This window comes from Azonexus sp. R2A61, from assembly GCF_021401135.1.
Lineage (GTDB): Bacteria > Pseudomonadota > Gammaproteobacteria > Burkholderiales > Rhodocyclaceae > Azonexus.
On sequence record NZ_JACBFO010000001.1, the window covers coordinates 504,862 to 522,705 of the forward strand.

Genomic DNA, 17,844 nt, shown 5'->3' on the forward strand with positions numbered 1-17,844 from the left:
TGTCTCTACCGCATTAAGGAACCAGCATGGCCGGACATTCCAAATGGGCCAATATCCAGCACCGCAAGGGTCGTCAGGACGAAAAGCGCGGCGCCACCTTCTCCAAGATCGCCAAGGAAATCACCGTGGCCGCCAAGATGGGCGGCGGCGATCCCGGCTTCAATCCGCGTCTGCGGGTTGCGGTCGACAAGGCCAAGGGTGTCAATATGCCCAAGGACAAGATCGACACCGCGATCAAGAAAGGCACCGGCGAGCTGGAAGGCGTCGAATACATCGAGATCCGTTATGAAGGCTACGGTGTCGGTGGCGCGGCGATCATGGTCGATTGCCTGACCGACAACAAGACGCGCACCGTGGCCGAAGTCCGCCATGCTTTCTCCAAGCACGGCGGCAACATGGGCACCGACGGTTGCGTGGCGTTCCAGTTCAAGCATTGCGGCCAGATGATCTTCGCCCCGGGCACCGACGAAGCGGCGCTAATGGATGCCGCCATCGAGGCCGGCGCCGACGACGTGGCGACCAACGACGACGGTTCGATCGAGGTGCTGACCGCGCCGACCGAGTTCATCGCCGTCAAGGACGCCCTGGAAGCCGCCGGTTTCAAGCCGGAATTCGCCGAAGTGACGATGAAGCCGGAAGGCGAGAACGTGTTCACCGGCGACGACGCGGTGAAGATGCAGAAGCTGCTCGACGCGCTGGAAAACCTGGACGACGTCCAGGAAATCTACACCACGGCGGTCATCGAGGAGTGACGGCAAAGCCGGCCGAACTGCCCGCCATCATCGACATCGAAGCTTCCGGCTTCGGGGCGGGCAGTTATCCGATCGAGGTCGGCTACTACATGCCGGGCGGGCAGATGTATTGTTCGCTGATCCGCCCGGAACCCGGGTGGACGCACTGGGACGCCGGCGCCGAGCAGGTGCATGGCGTGACCCGGGAAATCCTGGAAAAACATGGTCGACCGGCGGCAGAGGTGGCCTTGCACCTGAACCGCCATTTTCGCGGCCAGACGGTTTATACCGATGCCTGGGCACACGATTTTGCGTGGCTCGGGCGCCTGTACGATACGGTCGATCTGGTGCCGACCTATCAATTGAAGGATTTGCGCGAACTGCTCAGCGAATGCGAGCAGGCCGGCTGGCACAAGACGCGGGCGGCGGTCGAGCTGCGCCTGCAGTTGCGCCGGCACCGGGCCAGCAGCGATGCGCGGGCCCTGTTCGAAACGCTTTGCGAGACGCGCAAACGCTGTGTGCCCGAGTGGGCGCGCTGAGCGATGCGGCGTTTCTATCCCCTGCTTTTCGTTTTTCTGTGGAGTACCGGTTTCATCGGTGCCAAGTACGGCCTGCCCTACGCGGAGCCGTTGTCCTTCCTGCTTACCCGTTATGGCCTGGTGATCGGCCTGATGCTGCTGATCGCGCTGGCCAGCCGTGCGCCGTGGCCGGATACGCCGGCGCAGTGGTTGCACATCGGCGTTTCGGGTCTGCTGGTGCATGCGGTTTACCTGGGGGGCGTCTTCGTGGCGATCAAGCATGGCCTGCCGGCCGGCGTGACTGCGCTGGTCGTCGGCATGCAGCCGTTGCTGACCGGCGCGCTGTCGGGGTGCTTGCTCGGCGAGCGGGTGAGCGGTCGCCAGTGGGGCGGGCTGGCGCTGGGTTTCGTCGGCGTCGGGCTGGTGGTATCCGGCAAGGTTGACGAGGCGGCCTTCGGCGCGATGTTGTGGCCGGCGTTGATTGCCCTGCTCGGCATCACCGCCGGTACGCTTTACCAGAAGCGTTACTGCGCCCGTTTCGACCTGCGCACCGGTTCGGTGATCCAGTTCGTGCCGAGCGCCTTGTTGACCGGTGTGGCGGTGGCGGCCGGCGATGGCTATCACGTCGAATGGACCGGCGATTTCCTGTTTGCCCTGGGCTGGCTGGTGCTGGTCCTGTCGATCGGCGCGATCGGCCTGCTCAACCTGTTGATCCGCAGCGGCAGCGCGGTCAACGTCGCCAGCCTGTTCTATTTGACACCGCCGACCACGGCGCTGATTGCCTGGGCGGTTTTTGGCGAAATTTTGTCGTCGACCGCAATCGTCGGCATGGTGCTGGCGGTGGGCGGGGTCTGGCTGGTGGCAAGGCCGGCACAATGAGCGGCATACGTATCCTGGGCATCGACCCTGGTTTGCGCGTGACCGGTTTTAGCTTCGGCCGCGGGCTGCGCCCGCTTAACCGGCGATGCCGGTTAGCCTGCGCTGAAGCCGACCACGCGCACGGCGGGAGGGGGCTGACATGAGTGCGCTCCGTATCCTGGGAATTGACCCCGGTTTGCGCGTGACCGGCTTTGGCGTCATCGAGAAGCATGGCAGCCAGCTGGTCTATGTGGCCAGTGGCTGCATCAAGTCGAACGACAAGCAGTCGCTGCCGGAGCGCATCGCGACCTTGTTTGCCGGGATCAGCGAGGTGATCGCGACTTACCGGCCGGACCAGTCGGCGGTGGAGAAAGTGTTCGTCAACGTCAATCCGCAGTCCACGCTGTTGCTCGGTCAGGCGCGCGGTGCGGCGCTCAGCGCGCTGGTGCATGGCGGCCTGCCGGTGGCGGAGTACACCGCGTTGCAGGTCAAGCAGGCGGTGGTCGGGCATGGCAAGGCGGCCAAGGATCAGGTGCAGGCGATGGTCGTCCGGCTGCTCGGTCTGGCCGGTTCGCCGACTGCCGATGCGGCCGACGCGCTGGCCTGCGCGATCTGCCATGCGCACGGCGGCCAGGGGCTGGGGGCGCTGGCGACGGCCGGTTATCGCATTCGCGGCGGTCGGCTGATAGGATGACGCGATGATTGCCGAACCCCAGCTGCAGGCCTTCCCCAACGCCTTCGCCCGCTATTTTGCGGAGACCCGTCCCGCCTTTCTCAGCGTGACGCTGGCCGGTTGCCTGATCGGCCTGGCGACGGCCGCGCTCGGCGGTCTGCCGCTCGATGCGACGAAGGCTTTCCTGACCGTCTTTTTCGCCCTGGTCGCCCACGCCGGCGTCAATGTGGTCAACGACTACCACGATGCGCTGAACGGTTCCGATGCGGTGAATACCGAGCGCTTGTTTCCGTTTACCGGCGGTAGCCGTTTCATCCAGAACGGCGTGTTGACCGTGCGCGAGGTCGGCGTGTTCGGACACGCGCTGCTCGCTTCGGTGATTCCGCCCGGGCTGTGGCTGGCCTGGCAGTCGGCGCCGGGGCTGCTCGGCATCGGGCTGACCGGCCTGCTGATCGGCTGGGCCTACTCGGCACCACCGTTCAAGCTGATGGCGCGCGGCGTCGGCGAACTGGCGATTGCCGCCGGCTGGCTGCTGGTCGTCGTCGGCACCGACTACGTGCAGCGCGGCGCCTTCGCCTGGCTGCCGGTGCTGGCCGGGCTGCCGTTTGCGCTGCTGGTCGCCAACCTGCTGTTCATCAACCAGTTTCCCGACCGCGCCGCCGATGCGCAGGCCGGCAAGCGCACGCTGGTCGTCCGTCTTGGCACGCGGCGGGCGCGCTGGGGTTACTGGCTGATCGCCGCGCTGGCCTACGGTCAACTCGCCGCCGGCTGCATTTTTGCCGTGTTGCCGGCGTGGACCGCAGCCGGCCTGCTCACCGCGCCGTTGTCCTTTGCCGCCGGTCGCCGTTTGCTGGCCCATGCCGGCCAGCCGGCCGGGCTGACCGGGGCGATCAAGCTCACTATCCTCGCCGCCAACCTGCACGGTCTGCTGATCGCCGCCGCGCTGGCCAGCGTCGTGCTGTTTCAGGGAAACCCATGATCGGAAGACTGACCGGCCTGATCGCCGAAAAGAATCCCCCGCAGATCGTGCTCGACGTCAATGGCGTCGGCTACGAACTCGACGTGCCGATGAGCACGTTCTACAACCTGCCGTCGGCGGCCGAGCGGGTGACGCTGCTGACCCATTTCGCGGTGCGCGAGGACGGGCATTTCCTGTACGGCTTCCTCAGTGAGGCCGAGCGTTTCGCCTTCCGCCAGTTGCTGAAGATTTCCGGTATTGGTGCGCGGACTGCGTTGTCGGTGCTGTCCGGTCTGTCGGTCGGCGATCTGGCGGCGGCGGTGGCGCGTCAGGAAGTCGGCCGGCTGGTCAAGGTGCCGGGCATCGGCAAGAAGACCGCCGAGCGCCTGTTGCTCGAGCTCAAGGGCAAGCTGGCCGAGGCGTTGCCGGCCGGCACGCTGCCGGCGGTCGACGATGCTTCGCAGGACATTTTGAACGCCTTGCTGGCGCTCGGTTACAACGAGAAGGAAGCCGGCGCCGCGCTCAAGCAGTTGCCGCCCGATCTGTCCACGTCGGACGGCATCCGTCAGGCGCTGAAGTTGCTGTCGAAGGTCTGAACATGCTGACCGACAAGGATCACAAGTCGCTGGCGCAGATCGCGCTGGTCGTGTTGCTCATCGTCGGCTGCGTTGCGGTCCTGCTGCCTTTCGTCGGTGCGGTGCTGTTCGCCTTCGTGATCTGGATCTGCACCTGGGAACTGTACGCGACGCATGTGTTGCCGCGGATCGGCAACCGCGACATGGTCGGTGCCTCGCTGATGGTCTTGCTGCTGGTGCTGATCCTGCTGTTGCCGACGGTGTTCCTGGCCGGGGCGCTGGTCAGCGGGACCGATCGCCTGATCGAGGTGGTCAAGCCCTATGTCGAGCAGGGTCTGCCGACCGATCCACCATCATGGTTTGTCGGCGTGCCGTTGTTCGGCGATCTGATCGTCGATTTCTGGCATGAAGTGGCGAGCAGCCGCGAAGCGTTGAATGGTCTGCTGACCCAGGCGGTCGGCCCGGTCCGCCAGATGCTGCTGGCGGCCGGCGGGGTGGCGGCCAACGGCCTGCTGCAGTTGGCGCTGGTGCTGTTCGTCGTGTTTTTCCTGTATCGCGACGGGACAAGCTTGTCGAACGCACTCTATGTGGGGGCCCGCAAGCTCGGCGGCGATCTCGGCGAAGGCATGATCGAAAAGGCGCGTGGCACAGTGGTCGGCGTCATGCTCGGCATCGTCGGTACGGCGGTGGCGCAGGCCTCGGTCGCCATGCTCGGTTTCTTCATTGCCGGTACGCCAGCGCCGGTACTGCTGGGTGTGGCCACCTTCTTCCTGTCGATGGTGCCGGTCGGCCCGCCGCTGATCTGGGGCGGTGCCGCGGCCTGGCTGTACGGCGAGGGGCAGACCGGCTGGGCGATCTTCCTGGTGCTGTACGGCCTGTTCGTGATCAGCAGCATCGACAATCTGGTCAAACCCATCCTGATCGCCCGCGGTGCCGGCCTGTCCATCCTGCTGATCGGTCTCGGCGTGCTGGGTGGCGTCTGGGTCTTCGGCTTCATCGGCATCTTCCTCGGCCCGGTCCTGCTGGCCCTCGGGCAGATGCTCCTGACGCGCTGGTTGCGCGAGGAAACCTCCCAATGATCGAAACCGACAAGCTGGCTGCGGTCGACCGCGTCATCGCGCCACAATCCAAGTCGGCGCAGGAAGAAGCGCTTGAACGCGCGCTGCGCCCCAAGCGCCTGGCCGACTACACCGGCCAGCAGAAGATCCGCGAACAGCTGGAAATCTTCATCCAGGCGGCCAAGAAGCGCGGCGACGCGCTCGATCACGTGCTGCTGTTCGGTCCGCCGGGCCTGGGCAAGACGACGCTGGCCCACATCGTCGCCGCCGAGATGGGCGTCAATCTGCGCCAGACCTCCGGCCCGGTGCTGGAGCGGGCCGGCGACCTGGCCGCCATCCTGACCAACCTCGAACCGCACGACGTGCTGTTCATCGACGAAATCCACCGCCTGTCGCCCGTCGTCGAGGAAATCCTCTACCCGGCACTCGAAGACTTCCAGATCGACATCATGATCGGCGAAGGCCCGGCCGCCCGCTCGGTCAAGCTCGATCTGCCGCCGTTCACGCTGGTCGGTGCGACGACGCGCGCCGGCATGCTGACCAATCCGCTGCGCGATCGCTTCGGTATCGTCGCCCGCCTGGAGTTCTACAACGCCGAGGAACTGCAGAGCATCGTCAGCCGCTCGGCGACACTGCTCGGCGCGCCCATCGACCCGGCAGGCGCGCTGGAAATCGCCAAGCGCTCGCGCGGCACGCCGCGCATCGCCAACCGGCTGCTGCGCCGCGTGCGCGACTACGCCGAAGTGAAGGCCGACGGCGCCATCACCCGGGAAGTCGCCGACAAGGCGCTGCACATGCTTGACGTAGACCCGGCCGGCCTCGACCTGATGGATCGCAAGCTACTGTCGGCGGTGATCGACAAGTTCGGCGGCGGCCCGGTCGGTGTCGACAACCTGGCGGCGGCCATCGGCGAGGCGCGCGACACCATCGAGGATGTGCTCGAACCCTACCTGATCCAGCAGGGCTATCTGCAGCGCACGCTGCGCGGCCGCATCGCCACGCCGGCCATCTACCGCCATCTCGGTCTGCAGGAGCCGGCCGGCGCAGCGGTGCGCGACCTGCTGGCCGACGAGTAAATTCAGCCGTTCGCGGCCTCGGCGCGGCGGACCGTGTTGCGGCCGGACTGCTTGGCCGCGTACAGCGCCTTGTCGGCCCGGTTGATCGACTGGTCCGGGGTTTCTCCGTCGGCCAGTTCGGCGATGCCGATGCTGATCGTCACCCGTAATGCCGGGTTTTCGGGTTCGGGCTGGGCCTGGGCTACGGCAGCCCGCAGCTTTTCGGCCACGCTCAGGCCTTCGGCCGCGGTGCAACCGGGGAGCACGAGCAGGAACTCTTCGCCGCCCCAACGCACGGCAAAATCGGCTTCGCGCAGCGTTGACCGCAGGATGTCGGCGATCCGGGCGAGGACCTGATCGCCGACGCGGTGGCCGTGGCTGTCGTTGATCGATTTGAAGTGATCGATGTCGGCGAGCAGAAAGCTGATCGGTTGCGGATGGCGTCGAGCGGCTGCCAGCAATTTGTCGATCAGTACCGCGAAGGCGTGCCGGTTGAGCAGGCCGGTCAGCTTGTCGGTGACGGCCATTTTCTCGATCCGCGATTGATAGCGGGTCAGCGTGAAGTAGGTCAGCGACAGCACGACCAGCGTCACCGCGAAACTGATTGCCAGGTTGATGTAGAGCGTCCGGCGAATCCCGGCCAGCGCCTTGTCCTCGTTCTGCTCGACGAACAGGTGCCACTTCAGCTCGGGCAGGAAATTGACGTTCAGGATGTGGTTGTCGCCGCGGTCGACGAACTGGTACGAACCGCCGCTGCGGTCGCCCAGGATCGTGGCAAGCTGGGCGGAGAGTCCCGGGCGCTCGGCCGGATCGACGACCGGCTGCTCGGCGCCGCCGTACAGCACCACCCGTCCCCGATCGTCGACAAAGTAGATGGTGCGCTGGAACTGCGTCTGGTAATCCCGGATCAGCCGCCGCACCGAATCGACAGTCAGGCCGATGCCGGTGGCGCCGATGTAATGGCCGTCGAAATCGAAGACGCGGTAGTTGATGAAGATGGTCAGTGCGTCGCGGTTGGCGAGATCGGGGTCGACGTTGATCTCGTAGTCGTCCGCCATGGCGCGGACGCGGTAATACCAGGCGTCGCGCGGTTCCTGCTCGGAAACCTGCTTGAGGATGCCGTCGGCGGTGTAGTAGTTGCCGCTGTTCTCGGCGACGAAGAAGCTGGCGAACGCGCCGTGCCGATGCCTGACTTCGGCCAGGTAGCGAGCCATCTCGGCCACCGGCCGCTCGCCGCGCAGGATCCAGTCGCGAACGAAGGTGTCGTGGGCCATCGTCGATGAAATCAACACCGGTCGAACCAGGTCCTTCTGGATTTCGGAGTAGATGTTGCTCGACGTGAGCGGCAGGTCCTGGCCGATGATCGCGTCGCGGATCGCCTGTTTGGAAACGAAATAGCCGAATAGCGTCGTGGCGAAGAAGCCGCAACTGAGCAGCAGCGTGAGCAGGAACAGCAGCCGGTGACGGCTCGCGATCTGGATGGGGCCGAGCATGCGCGGAATTATGGGCCAGCGGCAGGCAAAGACCAAGCGATGAGCGGGATTGCCACGATGAAACACGTCGTTACAAAACAATTGCTGCGCCGCACGGTAGAATTCCGCAATGAAATACGAACCCAGCCCGCGTGCCTTCACCATTCCGGTTCGCGTCTATTACGAGGATACGGATGCGATCGGCGTCGTTTACTACGCCAATTACCTGCGTTTCTTCGAGCGCTGCCGGACGGAATGGATGCGTGCCGCCGGCCATGACCAGTCCCGGCTGGCCGATGAGGTCGGCGTCGGCTTCGTGGTGCGCAAGGCGACCTGCGAATATCTGCGACCGGCCCGGCTCGACGATGTGCTGACCGTCGGACTGGAAGTCGAGAAGCTGACCCGCGTGCGGGTCGTCTTCCGGCAACATGTCCGGCGGGGCGACGAGGAACTGGTGACCGGTACCGTCGAGATCGCCTGTGTCGACATGGCGACGATGCAGCCGGCGCCGATTCCCGATTTTCTCCATTCCCGACTCGAAACGCTGAAATGAACGTTACCCAGGACCTTTCCATCCTCCACCTGATCCTGCAGGCGAGCGCCGTCGTGCAGCTCGTCATGGCACTGCTGGCCAGCGTTTCCTTCATGTCCTGGTACTACATCGCGATGAAATGGTTCGCGGTGCGCCAGGCGCGCAGCAAGACCGAGGATTTCGAGCGTGATTTCTGGTCCGGCGGCGACCTCAACAACCTCTACAACAGCGCGGTCAACGACCGTCACCATGCCGGTTCGATGGAACGCATCTTCGAGGCCGGTTTCCGCGAATTCAGCAAGCTGCGCGGCCAGAAGAACCTGGATGCCAAGGACGTGGTCGACGGTTCGCGTCGTGCCATGCGCGCCACCTACCAGCGCGAGATGGATACGCTGGAATCGCACCTGGCCTTCCTCGCTTCGGTCGGTTCGGTATCGCCCTATGTCGGCCTGTTCGGTACCGTCTGGGGCATCATGCATGCCTTCCGCGGCCTGGCCAACGTCGGTCAGGCCACGCTGTCGACCGTCGCACCGGGCATTGCCGAAGCGCTGGTTGCTACCGCCATCGGCCTGTTCGCGGCGATTCCGGCGGTGCTCGCCTACAACCGCTTCTCCCACGACATCGACCGTCTTGCCGTGCGCTACGAGTCGTTCATGGAAGAGTTCTCCAACATCATCCAGCGTCAGCTGCGCTAAACCATGCGCCAGCGTCGTCTGAAAAACGAGATCAACGTCGTCCCCTACATCGACGTGATGCTGGTGCTGCTGGTCATCTTCATGGTGGCGACGCCGATGATGACGACCGGTTCGGTGGAGTTGCCGTCGACCGGCACGGCGCCGCAAAAACCGGAGAAGTACCTGAAGGTTCAGGTGACGGCGGACGGCGATCTTTCCGTGTTCGATGTCGATGGCAAGGAACGTCGCGTCGACGGCCTGCGTAGCCTGAAAAGCGAATTGAATGCGGCACAGCATGGCGAACTGCCGGTACTCGTCGCCGGTGACAAGGAAGCGCCCTACCGGCGTGTGATCGAAGTGCTCGACGAGGTCAAGAAGGCCGGATTTTCCAGGGTAGCCCTGGAGACCAGCATCAAGTGATCCGATGATTCCGGAAAGACCCGAGGAACCCGGCAAGAAGAAGGCGATCGCCTTTACGGCGTTCGTGCATCTGGCGCTGATCGGCGCGTTGTTCTTCGGCGTCCAGTGGAAACGCAGCGAGCCGGAGACGATGCAGGTCGAGTTGTGGTCGGCCGTGCCGGTCCAGGAAAAACGTGCGGCACCGCCATTGCCGCCACCGCCGCAACCGGAACCGCCCAAGGTGGAAGCGAAGCCGCAACCGCGGCCGGAGCCGAAGGTCGAACCGGCACCGAAGAAGCCGGATATCGCGATCAAGGAAGAAAAGAAAAAACCGGAGCCGCCGAAGCCCGAGCCGAAGAAGCCCGAACCCAAGCCGGAGCCGAAAAAGCCGGAAGCCAAGGTGGAGCCGAAGCCACAGCCGCAGCCGGCCAAGGATCCGTTCAAGGAAATGCTCGAGCGCGAGGATCGTCAGCGCCGGCAGAGCGAGATCGACGCCCGTCTGAAAGCCGGCGTCGAAGCCGAACAGCGTGCGGCGGCCGGCCGCAAGGGCCTGGAAAGCTACGCCGCGAAGATCCGCGGCAAGATTCGCGGCAACATCGTGCTGCCGCCCAACATCCAGGGTAATCCGGAAGCGGTTTTCGAGGTCACCCAGTTGCCGTCCGGCGAGGTGCTGAACATCCGCCTGAAGCGTTCGAGCGGCAATGCCGGCCTCGATGCGGCGATCGAGCGTGCGATCCACAAATCGTCGCCGTTGCCCAAACCGGACGACCCCAGCCTGTTCCAGCGTGTGCTGGAAATCAAATACAAACCGTTTGAAGAGTAGAATCGCGCTTCAATCCATTGAATATGAACGTAATGTCCAAAATTTCACGCCGCATTTTCCTGCTTGCCGGCCTGTTGACCGCAGGTTTCGCCCAGGCCCAGCTCTCCATCGAGATCACTGGCGCAGGTGCCAACCGGATTCCGGTGGCGATCGCCGATTTCGCCGGTGACCCGACGCTGGCCCGCATCGTGGTCGGTACGGCGCGTGCCGATCTGGAGCGCAGCGGCCTGTTCAAGATGATCGATGCGAGCGGTGCCACCCTCGACGAAAACAGCCCGGTCGATCATGCCGCCTGGCGTTCGCGCGGCGCCGATGCGCTGGCGGCCGGCAGTCTGGTGCGTTTGCCGGACGGCCGCATCGAGGCCCGCTTCCGGCTGAACGACACGCAGAAGGCGGTGGCGCTCGGTGGCGCGGCTTATGTGACCAACAACGCGCAACTGCGTCTGGCGGGTCACCGCATTGCCGATTTCATCTACGAGAAACTGACCGGCGAACCGGGTGTTTTCTCGACGCGCATCGCCTACGTCGTCAAGTCGCGCGGCCAGTACCTGTTGCAGATTGCCGATGCCGACGGTCAGGGCGCCGCGACCGCGTTGACTTCGAGCGAGCCGATCATTTCGCCGGTCTGGTCGCCGGATGGCGGTCGGCTGGCCTATGTGTCCTTCGAGAAGAAAAAACCGGTGATCTACGTGCATACGCTGTCCACCGGGCATCGCCACATTGTCGCCAACTTCAAGGGGTCGAACTCCGCGCCGGCCTGGTCGCCGGATGGCAACCGGCTGGCCGTCGTGCTGTCCAAGGACGGCAATTCGCAGATTTACTCGGTCAATGTCGATGGCAGCGGCCTGCGCCGCCTGACGCAGTCGGCCGGCATCGATACCGAGCCGCGCTTTGCGGCCGACGGTACGTCGATCTTCTTTACCTCCGACCGCGGCGGCAGTCCGCAAATCTACCGCGTCGATGCGGGTGGCGGTGCCGCCCAGCGGGTGACCTTCGAAGGCAGCTACAACGTGTCGCCGCGTCCGTCGCCGGACGGCCGCAGCCTGGCCTTCATCACCCGCCGCGAAGGTCGTTTCCAGCTCGCCATCATGGACCTGGCGAGCCGTCAGGTGCAGGTGCTGACCGATTCGAACAAGGACGAATCGCCCAGCTTTGCACCGAATAGCCGAATGATCCTGATCGCCACCGAAGTCGGCGGTCGCGGGCTGCTCTCAGCCGTCTCCAGCGACGGTCGGATCAAACAGCGCCTCTCGGTGTCCGCGGGCGACGTCCGCGAACCGGCCTGGGGGCCTTTCATCAAGTAAGCATGTCGTACCTCGTCGGAGAACAAATCATGAAAAAACTGCTTATCCCCGCCCTCCTCGCCGTCATGGTCGCTGCGTGCAGCACCACTCCGCTGCCGGAGGACAACAACGCACCGGTCGAAAACCGCACCGGCGGCAGCAATACCGGTGTGGCACCGGTGGTCGCCGGCGATCTGGACGCCAGCGGCCTGCCGCGCGAACTGACCGATCCGAAGAGCCAGCTGGCCCAGCGCAGCATCTACTTCGATCTCGACAAGTACGAGGTCAAGGGTGACTACCAGGCGCTGGTTGCTGCTCACGCCAAGTACCTGGTCGCCAACAAGGGCTTCAAGGTTCTGATCCAGGGCAACACCGACGAACGCGGCAGCCGCGAGTACAACCTGTCCCTCGGCCAGAAGCGTGCCGACGCCGTCAAGCGTGCGCTGATCCTGCTCGGCGTCAAGGAAGACCAGATCGAATCGGTCAGCCTGGGCGAGGAAAAGCCGAAGAACCCGGGGCACGACGAAGCCGCTTATGCTGAGAACCGTCGCGCCGACATCCTGTACCGCGCTCCTGACGGCCGCGGCGAGTTCTGATCATGCGCCGCCTGACCCTGGTGCTCCTGCTCGCCGGTCTGGGTTGCTCGGCAGCCCACGCCGGCGTGTTCGACGATGACGAGGCCCGGCGCCAGATCGCCGACCTGCGGATCAAGACCGAAGCCCGCTTCGATCAGCAGTCCCGCGCCCAGCTCGAACTGTCGGCGCAGATCCAGCGTCAGGCCGAGGAGATCGCCCAGTTGCGCGGTCTCCTCGAAACGCTGATGTACAAACAGGAAACCGGCGATAAGCGGGTCCAGGATTTCTACCTGGATCTCGACAGTCGCCTGCGCAAGCTCGAGCCCCAGGCACAGCCCGCGGCCGCGCCGGCGGACGGTGCCGACGTGCCGGGCGACGTCAAGACGGCCATCGGCACCGATCCGGCCAAGGAAAGCGCCGATTATGACGCTGCGCTGGTGCATTTCAAGGCCGGTCGCTACAAGGAGGCGGCCGCGGCGTTCGCCGCCTTCGTCGGCAAATATCCGAACGGTTCGCTGGCCGCCAACGCGCAATACTGGCTGGGCAACGCCTGGTACGCGCAGCGCAACTGCGCCAAGGCGATCGAGGCGCAGACCGTGGTCACCACCAAGTATGCGGCGACCCAGAAGGCGCCCGATGCCTGGCTGGCGATCTCGACCTGCCAGCAGGAAATGGGCAACCCGAAGGCTGCGAAGGCCTCACTGCAGACCCTGATCGACAAGTACCCGACCGCGCCGGCCGCCGAAACCGCCCGCGAACGCCTGAAGAAGAAATAATTGGCACTGCGTCTCACGGAAATCTTTTACTCGCTGCAGGGCGAGGCGTCCCGGGTCGGCCTGCCGACCGTGTTCGTGCGGCTCACCGGCTGCCCATTGCGCTGCGTCTGGTGCGACACGACTTACAGTTTCACCGGCGGCGAGCCGGCGACGGTGGAGGCGGTGCTTGCCGAAGTGGCGAAGTATCCGGCGCGTCAGGTCTGCGTGACCGGTGGCGAGCCGCTGTCGCAGAAGGCTTGCCCGGCCTTGCTCAGCGCCCTGTGCGATGCCGGCTACGAAGTGTCGCTGGAAACCTCGGGTGCGCTGGACATCGGCGGCGTCGACCCGCGCGTGTCGCGGATCATGGATCTGAAGGCGCCGGATTCCGGCGAGTGCGACAAGAATCGCTGGGAAAACCTGCCATTGCTGACGCCGCGCGACGAGGTGAAGATCGTCATCGCGTCGCGTGCCGATTACGAGTGGGCCCGGCAGATTCTGGCCGATCTTGCGGTCGACCGCAGATGTCCGGTACTTTTCTCGCCGGCCCAGGGCAGCCTGGCGCCTCGCGAGCTTGCCGAATGGATACTGGAAGACGGCCTGCCCGTGCGCTTTCAGCTGCAGTTGCACAAGCTGCTTTGGGGTAACATGCAAGGCAAATGACGCCGAGGAGTTGGCCATGCCAGAGAATCGCCGGCAATTCACCCGCATCCGTTTCGAAAGCCCTGCCCGCCTGTCGCTGAGCGACGGCGAGCACGCGGTCGAAATTCTCGACCTGTCGCTGCGCGGCGTCCTGCTGCGCCCGCTACAGCCGCTGTTCGTCGGCGTCGGCAACCGGGTCACCCTGCATCTGCCGCTGGCGGCGGATGGTGCCGAGATCGCGCTGTCGGCCGTGGTGGTGCATCACCGCGGCGAGCATTACGGCCTGGCGACCGAAGAACTCGATCTGGACAGCGCAACGCATCTGCGGCGTCTGGTCGAGCTGAATCTGGGCGACGAGGCGCTGCTCGAACGCGAGATCGGCATGTTGTTGCGCTAGGCGCATTTTCCGAATCGGAACAAATGGATAAGGGCGCGGTCGACGACCGATTTCAGGTATATTCGCGCCCCATGAATCGCAAAGCCATCGTCCTTCTCTCCGGCGGCCTGGACTCCGCCACCTGCCTCGCCATTGCGCGCGACCAGGGTTACAGCGGCTACTGTCTGTCCTTCGATTACGGCCAGCGTCACAGCGCCGAACTGCGTGCCGCGGAACGCGTGGCCAGGGCACTGGGCGCCGCCGAGCATCGGGTGCTCAATTTCGGCCTGGCCCAGTTTGGCGGCTCGGCCCTGACCGACACCTCGATCGCCGTGCCGACCGAAGGCGTCCAGCCCGGCATTCCGGTCACCTACGTGCCGGCGCGCAACACCATCATGCTGTCGCTGGCGATGGCCTGGGCCGAGGTCCTCGAATGCCGCGACATCTTCGTCGGCGTCAATGCAGTCGATTACTCCGGCTATCCGGATTGTCGCCCCGAATACATCGCCGCGTTCGAAACCATGGCCAACCTGGCGACCAAGGCCGGCGTCGAAGGCCATCGACTGCACATCCACGCCCCGCTGATGAATCTGTCCAAGGCCGACATCATCCGTACCGGTAGCGCGCTCGGCGTCGATTACGGGCTGACCGTTTCCTGCTACCAGGCCGACGACGCAGGCCATGCCTGCGGCGTTTGCGATTCCTGCCGCCTGCGCGCCGAAGGTTTTGCCGCCGCCGGCCTTGCCGATCCCACGCCCTATCGTCGCTGACATGGACAACTTCGTTTCCCCGACTACCGTGCTCTGGGCCGTCTTCGCCGTTGCCTTCGTCTTCGGCGCGATCGGCCAGAAAACCCATTTCTGCACCATGGGTGCCGTTTCCGACATCGTCAACATGGGCGACTGGAATCGCATGCGCATGTGGATGCTGGCCGTCGGCATCGCCATTCTGGGGGCCGGCAGTCTCGATCTGGCCGGCCTGATCGACCTCGACAAGTCGATCTATCGCGGCAGCAGTTTCACCTGGCTGTCCTATCTGGTCGGCGGTTTCTGTTTCGGCGTCGGCATGGTGCTGGCTTCCGGTTGCGGTTCGAAAACGCTGATCCGCATCGGTGCCGGCAATCTGAAGTCGCTGGTCGTCTTCATCGTTCTCGGCGTGGCGGCTTACATGACGATGCGCGGCCTGTTCGGCGTGTTTCGCGTCAATGTGCTCGAGAAGTTTGCGGTCGACCTGCCCGGCGGCCAGGATATTCCGGCCCTGCTGGTGGCCGGAGGGATGGACGAAAGCCTGGCGGCCCGGCTGGCGGTTTTCGGCATCGGCGGCGGGTTGACCGCATGGTGTCTGGCCAGGCGCGAGTTCTGGACGCTCGACAACCTGCTCGGCGGTCTGGGTACCGGTCTGCTGGTGGTTGCCGCCTGGTATGTCAGCGGTCATCTCGGCTATCTCGCCGAACATCCCGATACGCTGGAGGAGGCCTTCCTGACGACCAACAGCGGCCGCATGGAATCGCTGACCTTCGTTGCACCGGTCGCCTACTCGCTGGAACTGCTGATGCTGTGGTCCGACGCCAGCCGGGTCCTGAGCTTCGGCATTGCCAGCGTGCTCGGCGTGATCGCCGGTTCGCTGGCCTGGTCGCTGGCGACGCGTGGTTTCCGCTGGGAAGGCTTCGCCAGCGTCGAAGATACCGCCACGCATCTGCTTGGTGCCGTCCTGATGGGCTTCGGCGGCGTTGTCGCCATGGGCTGCACCATCGGTCAGGGGATCAGTGGCGTATCGACGCTGGCGTTGGGTTCTTTCGCCACCCTGGCGGCGATTGTCGGTGGCGCGGTGCTGGCGATGAAGGTCCAGTACTGGCGTATGATGCGCGACTAGCACGCTGCATCTCTGGGGGGAAAATGCGCATCCTGCTTGCCGAAGACGATCCGTTGATCGCGACCGCCATTGTTTCCGGTCTGCGCAAGTCGGGATTTTCGGTCGATTGGGTCCAGGACGGCCAGGCCGCGGCCAGCGCCCTGGCCCTCGAACGCTACGGTCTGCTGATCCTCGACCTCGGGCTGCCGAAGGTCGAAGGTCTCGAACTGCTGGCGCGCATCCGTCAGGAAGACAACCGGATTCCGGTACTGATCGTCACCGCACGCGGCGATCTCGAGGATCGGGTGACCGGACTCAACGAAGGCGCCGACGATTATCTGGTCAAGCCCTTCGACCTGGAAGAGTTGATCGCCCGCGTCTTTGCACTGGCCCGGCGTTTCCAGGGACGGGCCAGCAGCGAATTGCAGCTTGGCGGGCTGCTGGTCGATCCACGGGCACGCACGGTGCGCCTCGATGGCAAGGAGGTTGCGCTGTCCGACCGCGAATTCCGCCTGTTGCTCGCGCTGCTCGAAAACCCGGGGGCGGTGCTCAGCATCCAGCAACTGGAAGACAAGCTCTACGGCTGGGGTGAAGAAATCGCCAGCAATACCATCGAAGTGCAGTTGCATCGGCTGCGTCGCAAACTGGGCAAGGAATGGATAAGGAACATCCGGGGCGTCGGCTTCAAGATCGTCACTCCGTCCTGAGCACTTCGATCCGTCAGTGGCTGCTGGTCTGGCAGATCAGCGCGCTGATCGTGATCACGCTGGCGGTCACGCTGATCACTTACCACCTGGCCTGGGATGGGTTCAACCGGATTCGTGACCATTCGCTGGAGCAGATCGCCCACGCCATCCTGTTCCATCCCCAGTCGCACAATACGGTGGTCCTGATCAAGCCGGAGGAGACGGACAAGTTCGTCAGCCAGACCTGGAATACCGCCGGTGAGCTGATTTTCGCCTCGCGCCCGCAGGCCTTGCTGCCGCGTCAGCCGCCCGGTCTGTCCACGTTCGAGTGGGAAGGCGAGGAATGGCATGCGATGGTCCTCGAGAGCGATGGGCTGATCGTCCAGGTGGCCAACAGCCTGGACAGCCGCTATCGCCTGTTCAACACGCTGGGGCCCTGGCTGCTGCTGCCTTTTGCCGGAATGATCTTCGTCCTTGGCGGATTGATCCTGATTGCCGTCAATCGGGCCCTGGCACCGTTGATGCAGTTGCGCGCCGCGGTTCGCGAACGCAGCCCGGAAAATCTCGTGCCATTCCCCGAACGGGAATATCCGCAGGAACTCGGGCCGCTCGTCGATTCATTGAACGACCTGCTGCGCCGCCTGCGCCAGGCTTTCGTCATTCAGCAGCGCTTCATCGCCGATGCGGCGCATGAACTGCGCTCGCCGCTGACTGCCGTCCGGCTGCAGGCTCAGGTGGCCTCCCACGAGGAACGGGCGGATGTCCGGGAAGAGGCGCTGGGCCGCATGCGATTGAGCGTCGACCGGGCCTCTCATCTGGTCGATCAGTTGCTCAGCCTGGCCCGCTTCGATCCGCAGTTCGGCGTCTCCCGGCCCTTTGTCAGGGTCGACCTGCTGGCATTGGCAAAAACCGTCGTCGTCGAGAAATCGGTGTTGGCGGAAGCCGCCGGGCTCGACCTGGGATTGTTGGAAAGCGATTCCGCCTGGGTTTCCGGGGATGCCGAAGGCTTGCAGATCATGCTCGGCAACCTGGTCGACAATGCGATCCGCTATGCCGTCTCGGGCGAAACCATCGACGTTGCCGTGTCGACCGTGGACGGGTTGGCCGTCTGTCGTGTCATCGATCATGGGCCGGGCATTCCGGCCGAGGCCCGAGGCCGCGTGCTGGAACCCTTCTGCCGGCTTGCCGGCCAGGAACTGCCGGGCAGCGGACTGGGTCTGGCCATCGTCGCCGAGATCGTTTCGCTGCACGGCGGCCGGCTGGATCTCGAGGAAACACCGGGCGGCGGATTGACCGTCAGGCTGACTTTTCCAGCCCTGATTTCCTGACAAAACCGTTAAGTTGTTTGTAAGG

The 17,844-nt window shown here is 64.6% G+C and carries 22 protein-coding genes; 21 read left to right on the forward strand and 1 reads right to left on the reverse strand.

Annotated features, from left to right (window positions below; genetic code table 11):
• The first annotated feature begins 26 nt into the window (after positions 1-26).
• The 8 genes from L0962_RS02495 to ruvB all read left to right on the forward strand — a co-directional run bounded on the left by L0962_RS02495 (position 27) and on the right by ruvB (position 6,447).
• Positions 27-752, forward strand: coding sequence for a YebC/PmpR family DNA-binding transcriptional regulator (locus L0962_RS02495; protein WP_234083755.1), 726 nt, complete (start codon positions 27-29; stop codon positions 750-752).
• A complete protein-coding gene (locus tag L0962_RS02500; RefSeq protein ID WP_234083757.1) occupies positions 749-1,270 on the forward strand; it encodes a hypothetical protein in 522 nt (173 codons plus the stop codon). The genes L0962_RS02495 and L0962_RS02500 overlap by 4 nt, the downstream gene beginning before the upstream one ends.
• Before the next feature lie 3 nt (positions 1,271-1,273).
• Positions 1,274-2,128: a DMT family transporter gene (locus L0962_RS02505; RefSeq protein ID WP_234083759.1), complete on the forward strand. Its 855-nt coding sequence runs from the start codon at positions 1,274-1,276 to the stop codon at positions 2,126-2,128.
• 139 nt (positions 2,129-2,267) lie between these two features.
• Positions 2,268-2,801, forward strand: coding sequence for a crossover junction endodeoxyribonuclease RuvC (gene ruvC / locus L0962_RS02510; protein WP_234083760.1), 534 nt, complete (start codon positions 2,268-2,270; stop codon positions 2,799-2,801).
• Positions 2,802-2,805: 4 nt separating this feature from the next.
• Entirely contained in the window at positions 2,806-3,759 is a 954-nt protein-coding gene (locus tag L0962_RS02515) for a prenyltransferase (protein WP_234083762.1), read from the forward strand.
• Positions 3,756-4,334 carry a Holliday junction branch migration protein RuvA gene (gene ruvA, locus L0962_RS02520; protein WP_234083770.1) on the forward strand — a complete coding sequence of 193 codons (579 nt, stop codon included), beginning with the start codon at positions 3,756-3,758 and terminating at the stop codon, positions 4,332-4,334. Before L0962_RS02515 ends, ruvA begins: the two co-directional genes overlap by 4 nt.
• A 2-nt stretch (positions 4,335-4,336) precedes the next feature.
• Positions 4,337-5,392 carry an AI-2E family transporter gene (locus L0962_RS02525; protein ID WP_234083772.1) on the forward strand — a complete coding sequence of 352 codons (1,056 nt, stop codon included), beginning with the start codon at positions 4,337-4,339 and terminating at the stop codon, positions 5,390-5,392.
• Positions 5,389-6,447, forward strand: a complete 1,059-nt coding sequence (gene ruvB / locus L0962_RS02530; protein WP_234083774.1) for a Holliday junction branch migration DNA helicase RuvB — start codon at positions 5,389-5,391, stop codon at positions 6,445-6,447. The genes L0962_RS02525 and ruvB overlap by 4 nt, the downstream gene beginning before the upstream one ends.
• A gap of 2 nt (positions 6,448-6,449) precedes the next feature.
• On the opposite strand, the gene L0962_RS02535 is transcribed toward ruvB, so the two are convergent.
• Positions 6,450-7,919 carry a sensor domain-containing diguanylate cyclase gene (locus tag L0962_RS02535; RefSeq protein WP_234083776.1) on the reverse strand — a complete coding sequence of 490 codons (1,470 nt, stop codon included), beginning with the start codon at positions 7,917-7,919 and terminating at the stop codon, positions 6,450-6,452.
• A gap of 109 nt (positions 7,920-8,028) precedes the next feature.
• Between L0962_RS02535 and ybgC the strand changes: the two genes are divergently transcribed.
• From ybgC to L0962_RS02600, 13 genes are all read left to right on the forward strand, one after another.
• Positions 8,029-8,451: a tol-pal system-associated acyl-CoA thioesterase gene (gene ybgC / locus L0962_RS02540; protein ID WP_234083784.1), complete on the forward strand. Its 423-nt coding sequence runs from the start codon at positions 8,029-8,031 to the stop codon at positions 8,449-8,451.
• A complete protein-coding gene (tolQ, locus tag L0962_RS02545; RefSeq protein WP_234083786.1) occupies positions 8,448-9,125 on the forward strand; it encodes a protein TolQ in 678 nt (225 codons plus the stop codon). Before ybgC ends, tolQ begins: the two co-directional genes overlap by 4 nt.
• A gap of 3 nt (positions 9,126-9,128) precedes the next feature.
• Complete coding sequence (locus L0962_RS02550; protein ID WP_234083787.1) at positions 9,129-9,524, forward strand: ExbD/TolR family protein; 396 nt, start codon at positions 9,129-9,131, stop codon at positions 9,522-9,524.
• Positions 9,525-9,528: 4 nt separating this feature from the next.
• Positions 9,529-10,326, forward strand: a complete 798-nt coding sequence (locus tag L0962_RS02555) for an energy transducer TonB (RefSeq protein WP_234083789.1) — start codon at positions 9,529-9,531, stop codon at positions 10,324-10,326.
• A gap of 32 nt (positions 10,327-10,358) precedes the next feature.
• Positions 10,359-11,630 (forward strand): Tol-Pal system beta propeller repeat protein TolB, encoded by a 1,272-nt coding sequence (tolB, locus tag L0962_RS02560; RefSeq protein ID WP_234083791.1) that lies wholly within the window; start codon positions 10,359-10,361, stop codon positions 11,628-11,630.
• Positions 11,631-11,659: 29 nt separating this feature from the next.
• Positions 11,660-12,205 (forward strand): peptidoglycan-associated lipoprotein Pal, encoded by a 546-nt coding sequence (gene pal, locus L0962_RS02565; RefSeq protein WP_234083800.1) that lies wholly within the window; start codon positions 11,660-11,662, stop codon positions 12,203-12,205.
• Between the two features lie 2 nt (positions 12,206-12,207).
• A complete protein-coding gene (gene ybgF / locus L0962_RS02570) occupies positions 12,208-12,960 on the forward strand; it encodes a tol-pal system protein YbgF (protein ID WP_234083802.1) in 753 nt (250 codons plus the stop codon).
• A complete protein-coding gene (gene queE, locus L0962_RS02575; RefSeq protein ID WP_234083804.1) occupies positions 12,961-13,599 on the forward strand; it encodes a 7-carboxy-7-deazaguanine synthase QueE in 639 nt (212 codons plus the stop codon).
• Positions 13,600-13,615: 16 nt separating this feature from the next.
• Positions 13,616-13,975: a PilZ domain-containing protein gene (locus L0962_RS02580; RefSeq protein WP_234083806.1), complete on the forward strand. Its 360-nt coding sequence runs from the start codon at positions 13,616-13,618 to the stop codon at positions 13,973-13,975.
• A gap of 71 nt (positions 13,976-14,046) precedes the next feature.
• Positions 14,047-14,724: a 7-cyano-7-deazaguanine synthase QueC gene (queC, locus tag L0962_RS02585; RefSeq protein ID WP_234083808.1), complete on the forward strand. Its 678-nt coding sequence runs from the start codon at positions 14,047-14,049 to the stop codon at positions 14,722-14,724.
• A 1-nt stretch (position 14,725) separates the two neighbouring features.
• Complete coding sequence (locus L0962_RS02590) at positions 14,726-15,826, forward strand: YeeE/YedE family protein (protein ID WP_234083810.1); 1,101 nt, start codon at positions 14,726-14,728, stop codon at positions 15,824-15,826.
• 23 nt (positions 15,827-15,849) lie between these two features.
• On the forward strand, positions 15,850-16,512 hold the full coding sequence (locus L0962_RS02595) for a response regulator transcription factor (RefSeq protein ID WP_234083812.1): 663 nt from the start codon (positions 15,850-15,852) through the stop codon (positions 16,510-16,512).
• Positions 16,461-17,819, forward strand: a complete 1,359-nt coding sequence (locus L0962_RS02600; RefSeq protein WP_234083814.1) for an ATP-binding protein — start codon at positions 16,461-16,463, stop codon at positions 17,817-17,819. The genes L0962_RS02595 and L0962_RS02600 overlap by 52 nt, the downstream gene beginning before the upstream one ends.
• Positions 17,820-17,844 lie beyond the last annotated feature (25 nt).

Excerpts from the sequence above, each read along its gene's own strand:
- L0962_RS02495 (WP_234083755.1), top strand. The coding sequence starts at position 27 with ATGGCCGGACATTCCAAATGGGCCAATATCCAGCACCGCAAGGGTCGT.
- ruvC (WP_234083760.1), top strand. The coding sequence starts at position 2,268 with ATGAGTGCGCTCCGTATCCTGGGAATTGACCCCGGTTTGCGCGTGACC.
- L0962_RS02595 (WP_234083812.1), top strand. The coding sequence starts at position 15,850 with ATGCGCATCCTGCTTGCCGAAGACGATCCGTTGATCGCGACCGCCATT.
- ruvA (WP_234083770.1), top strand. The coding sequence starts at position 3,756 with ATGATCGGAAGACTGACCGGCCTGATCGCCGAAAAGAATCCCCCGCAG.
- queC (WP_234083808.1), top strand. The coding sequence starts at position 14,047 with ATGAATCGCAAAGCCATCGTCCTTCTCTCCGGCGGCCTGGACTCCGCC.
- L0962_RS02535 (WP_234083776.1), bottom strand. The coding sequence starts at position 7,919 with ATGCTCGGCCCCATCCAGATCGCGAGCCGTCACCGGCTGCTGTTCCTG.
- L0962_RS02550 (WP_234083787.1), top strand. The coding sequence starts at position 9,129 with ATGCGCCAGCGTCGTCTGAAAAACGAGATCAACGTCGTCCCCTACATC.
- ybgF (WP_234083802.1), top strand. The coding sequence starts at position 12,208 with ATGCGCCGCCTGACCCTGGTGCTCCTGCTCGCCGGTCTGGGTTGCTCG.
- tolQ (WP_234083786.1), top strand. The coding sequence starts at position 8,448 with ATGAACGTTACCCAGGACCTTTCCATCCTCCACCTGATCCTGCAGGCG.
- L0962_RS02505 (WP_234083759.1), top strand. The coding sequence starts at position 1,274 with ATGCGGCGTTTCTATCCCCTGCTTTTCGTTTTTCTGTGGAGTACCGGT.
- L0962_RS02590 (WP_234083810.1), top strand. The coding sequence starts at position 14,726 with ATGGACAACTTCGTTTCCCCGACTACCGTGCTCTGGGCCGTCTTCGCC.
- L0962_RS02555 (WP_234083789.1), top strand. The coding sequence starts at position 9,529 with ATGATTCCGGAAAGACCCGAGGAACCCGGCAAGAAGAAGGCGATCGCC.
- L0962_RS02515 (WP_234083762.1), top strand. The coding sequence starts at position 2,806 with ATGATTGCCGAACCCCAGCTGCAGGCCTTCCCCAACGCCTTCGCCCGC.
- pal (WP_234083800.1), top strand. The coding sequence starts at position 11,660 with ATGAAAAAACTGCTTATCCCCGCCCTCCTCGCCGTCATGGTCGCTGCG.
- ruvB (WP_234083774.1), top strand. The coding sequence starts at position 5,389 with ATGATCGAAACCGACAAGCTGGCTGCGGTCGACCGCGTCATCGCGCCA.
- ybgC (WP_234083784.1), top strand. The coding sequence starts at position 8,029 with ATGAAATACGAACCCAGCCCGCGTGCCTTCACCATTCCGGTTCGCGTC.
- L0962_RS02580 (WP_234083806.1), top strand. The coding sequence starts at position 13,616 with ATGCCAGAGAATCGCCGGCAATTCACCCGCATCCGTTTCGAAAGCCCT.
- L0962_RS02600 (WP_234083814.1), top strand. The coding sequence starts at position 16,461 with ATGGATAAGGAACATCCGGGGCGTCGGCTTCAAGATCGTCACTCCGTC.
- L0962_RS02525 (WP_234083772.1), top strand. The coding sequence starts at position 4,337 with ATGCTGACCGACAAGGATCACAAGTCGCTGGCGCAGATCGCGCTGGTC.
- tolB (WP_234083791.1), top strand. The coding sequence starts at position 10,359 with ATGTCCAAAATTTCACGCCGCATTTTCCTGCTTGCCGGCCTGTTGACC.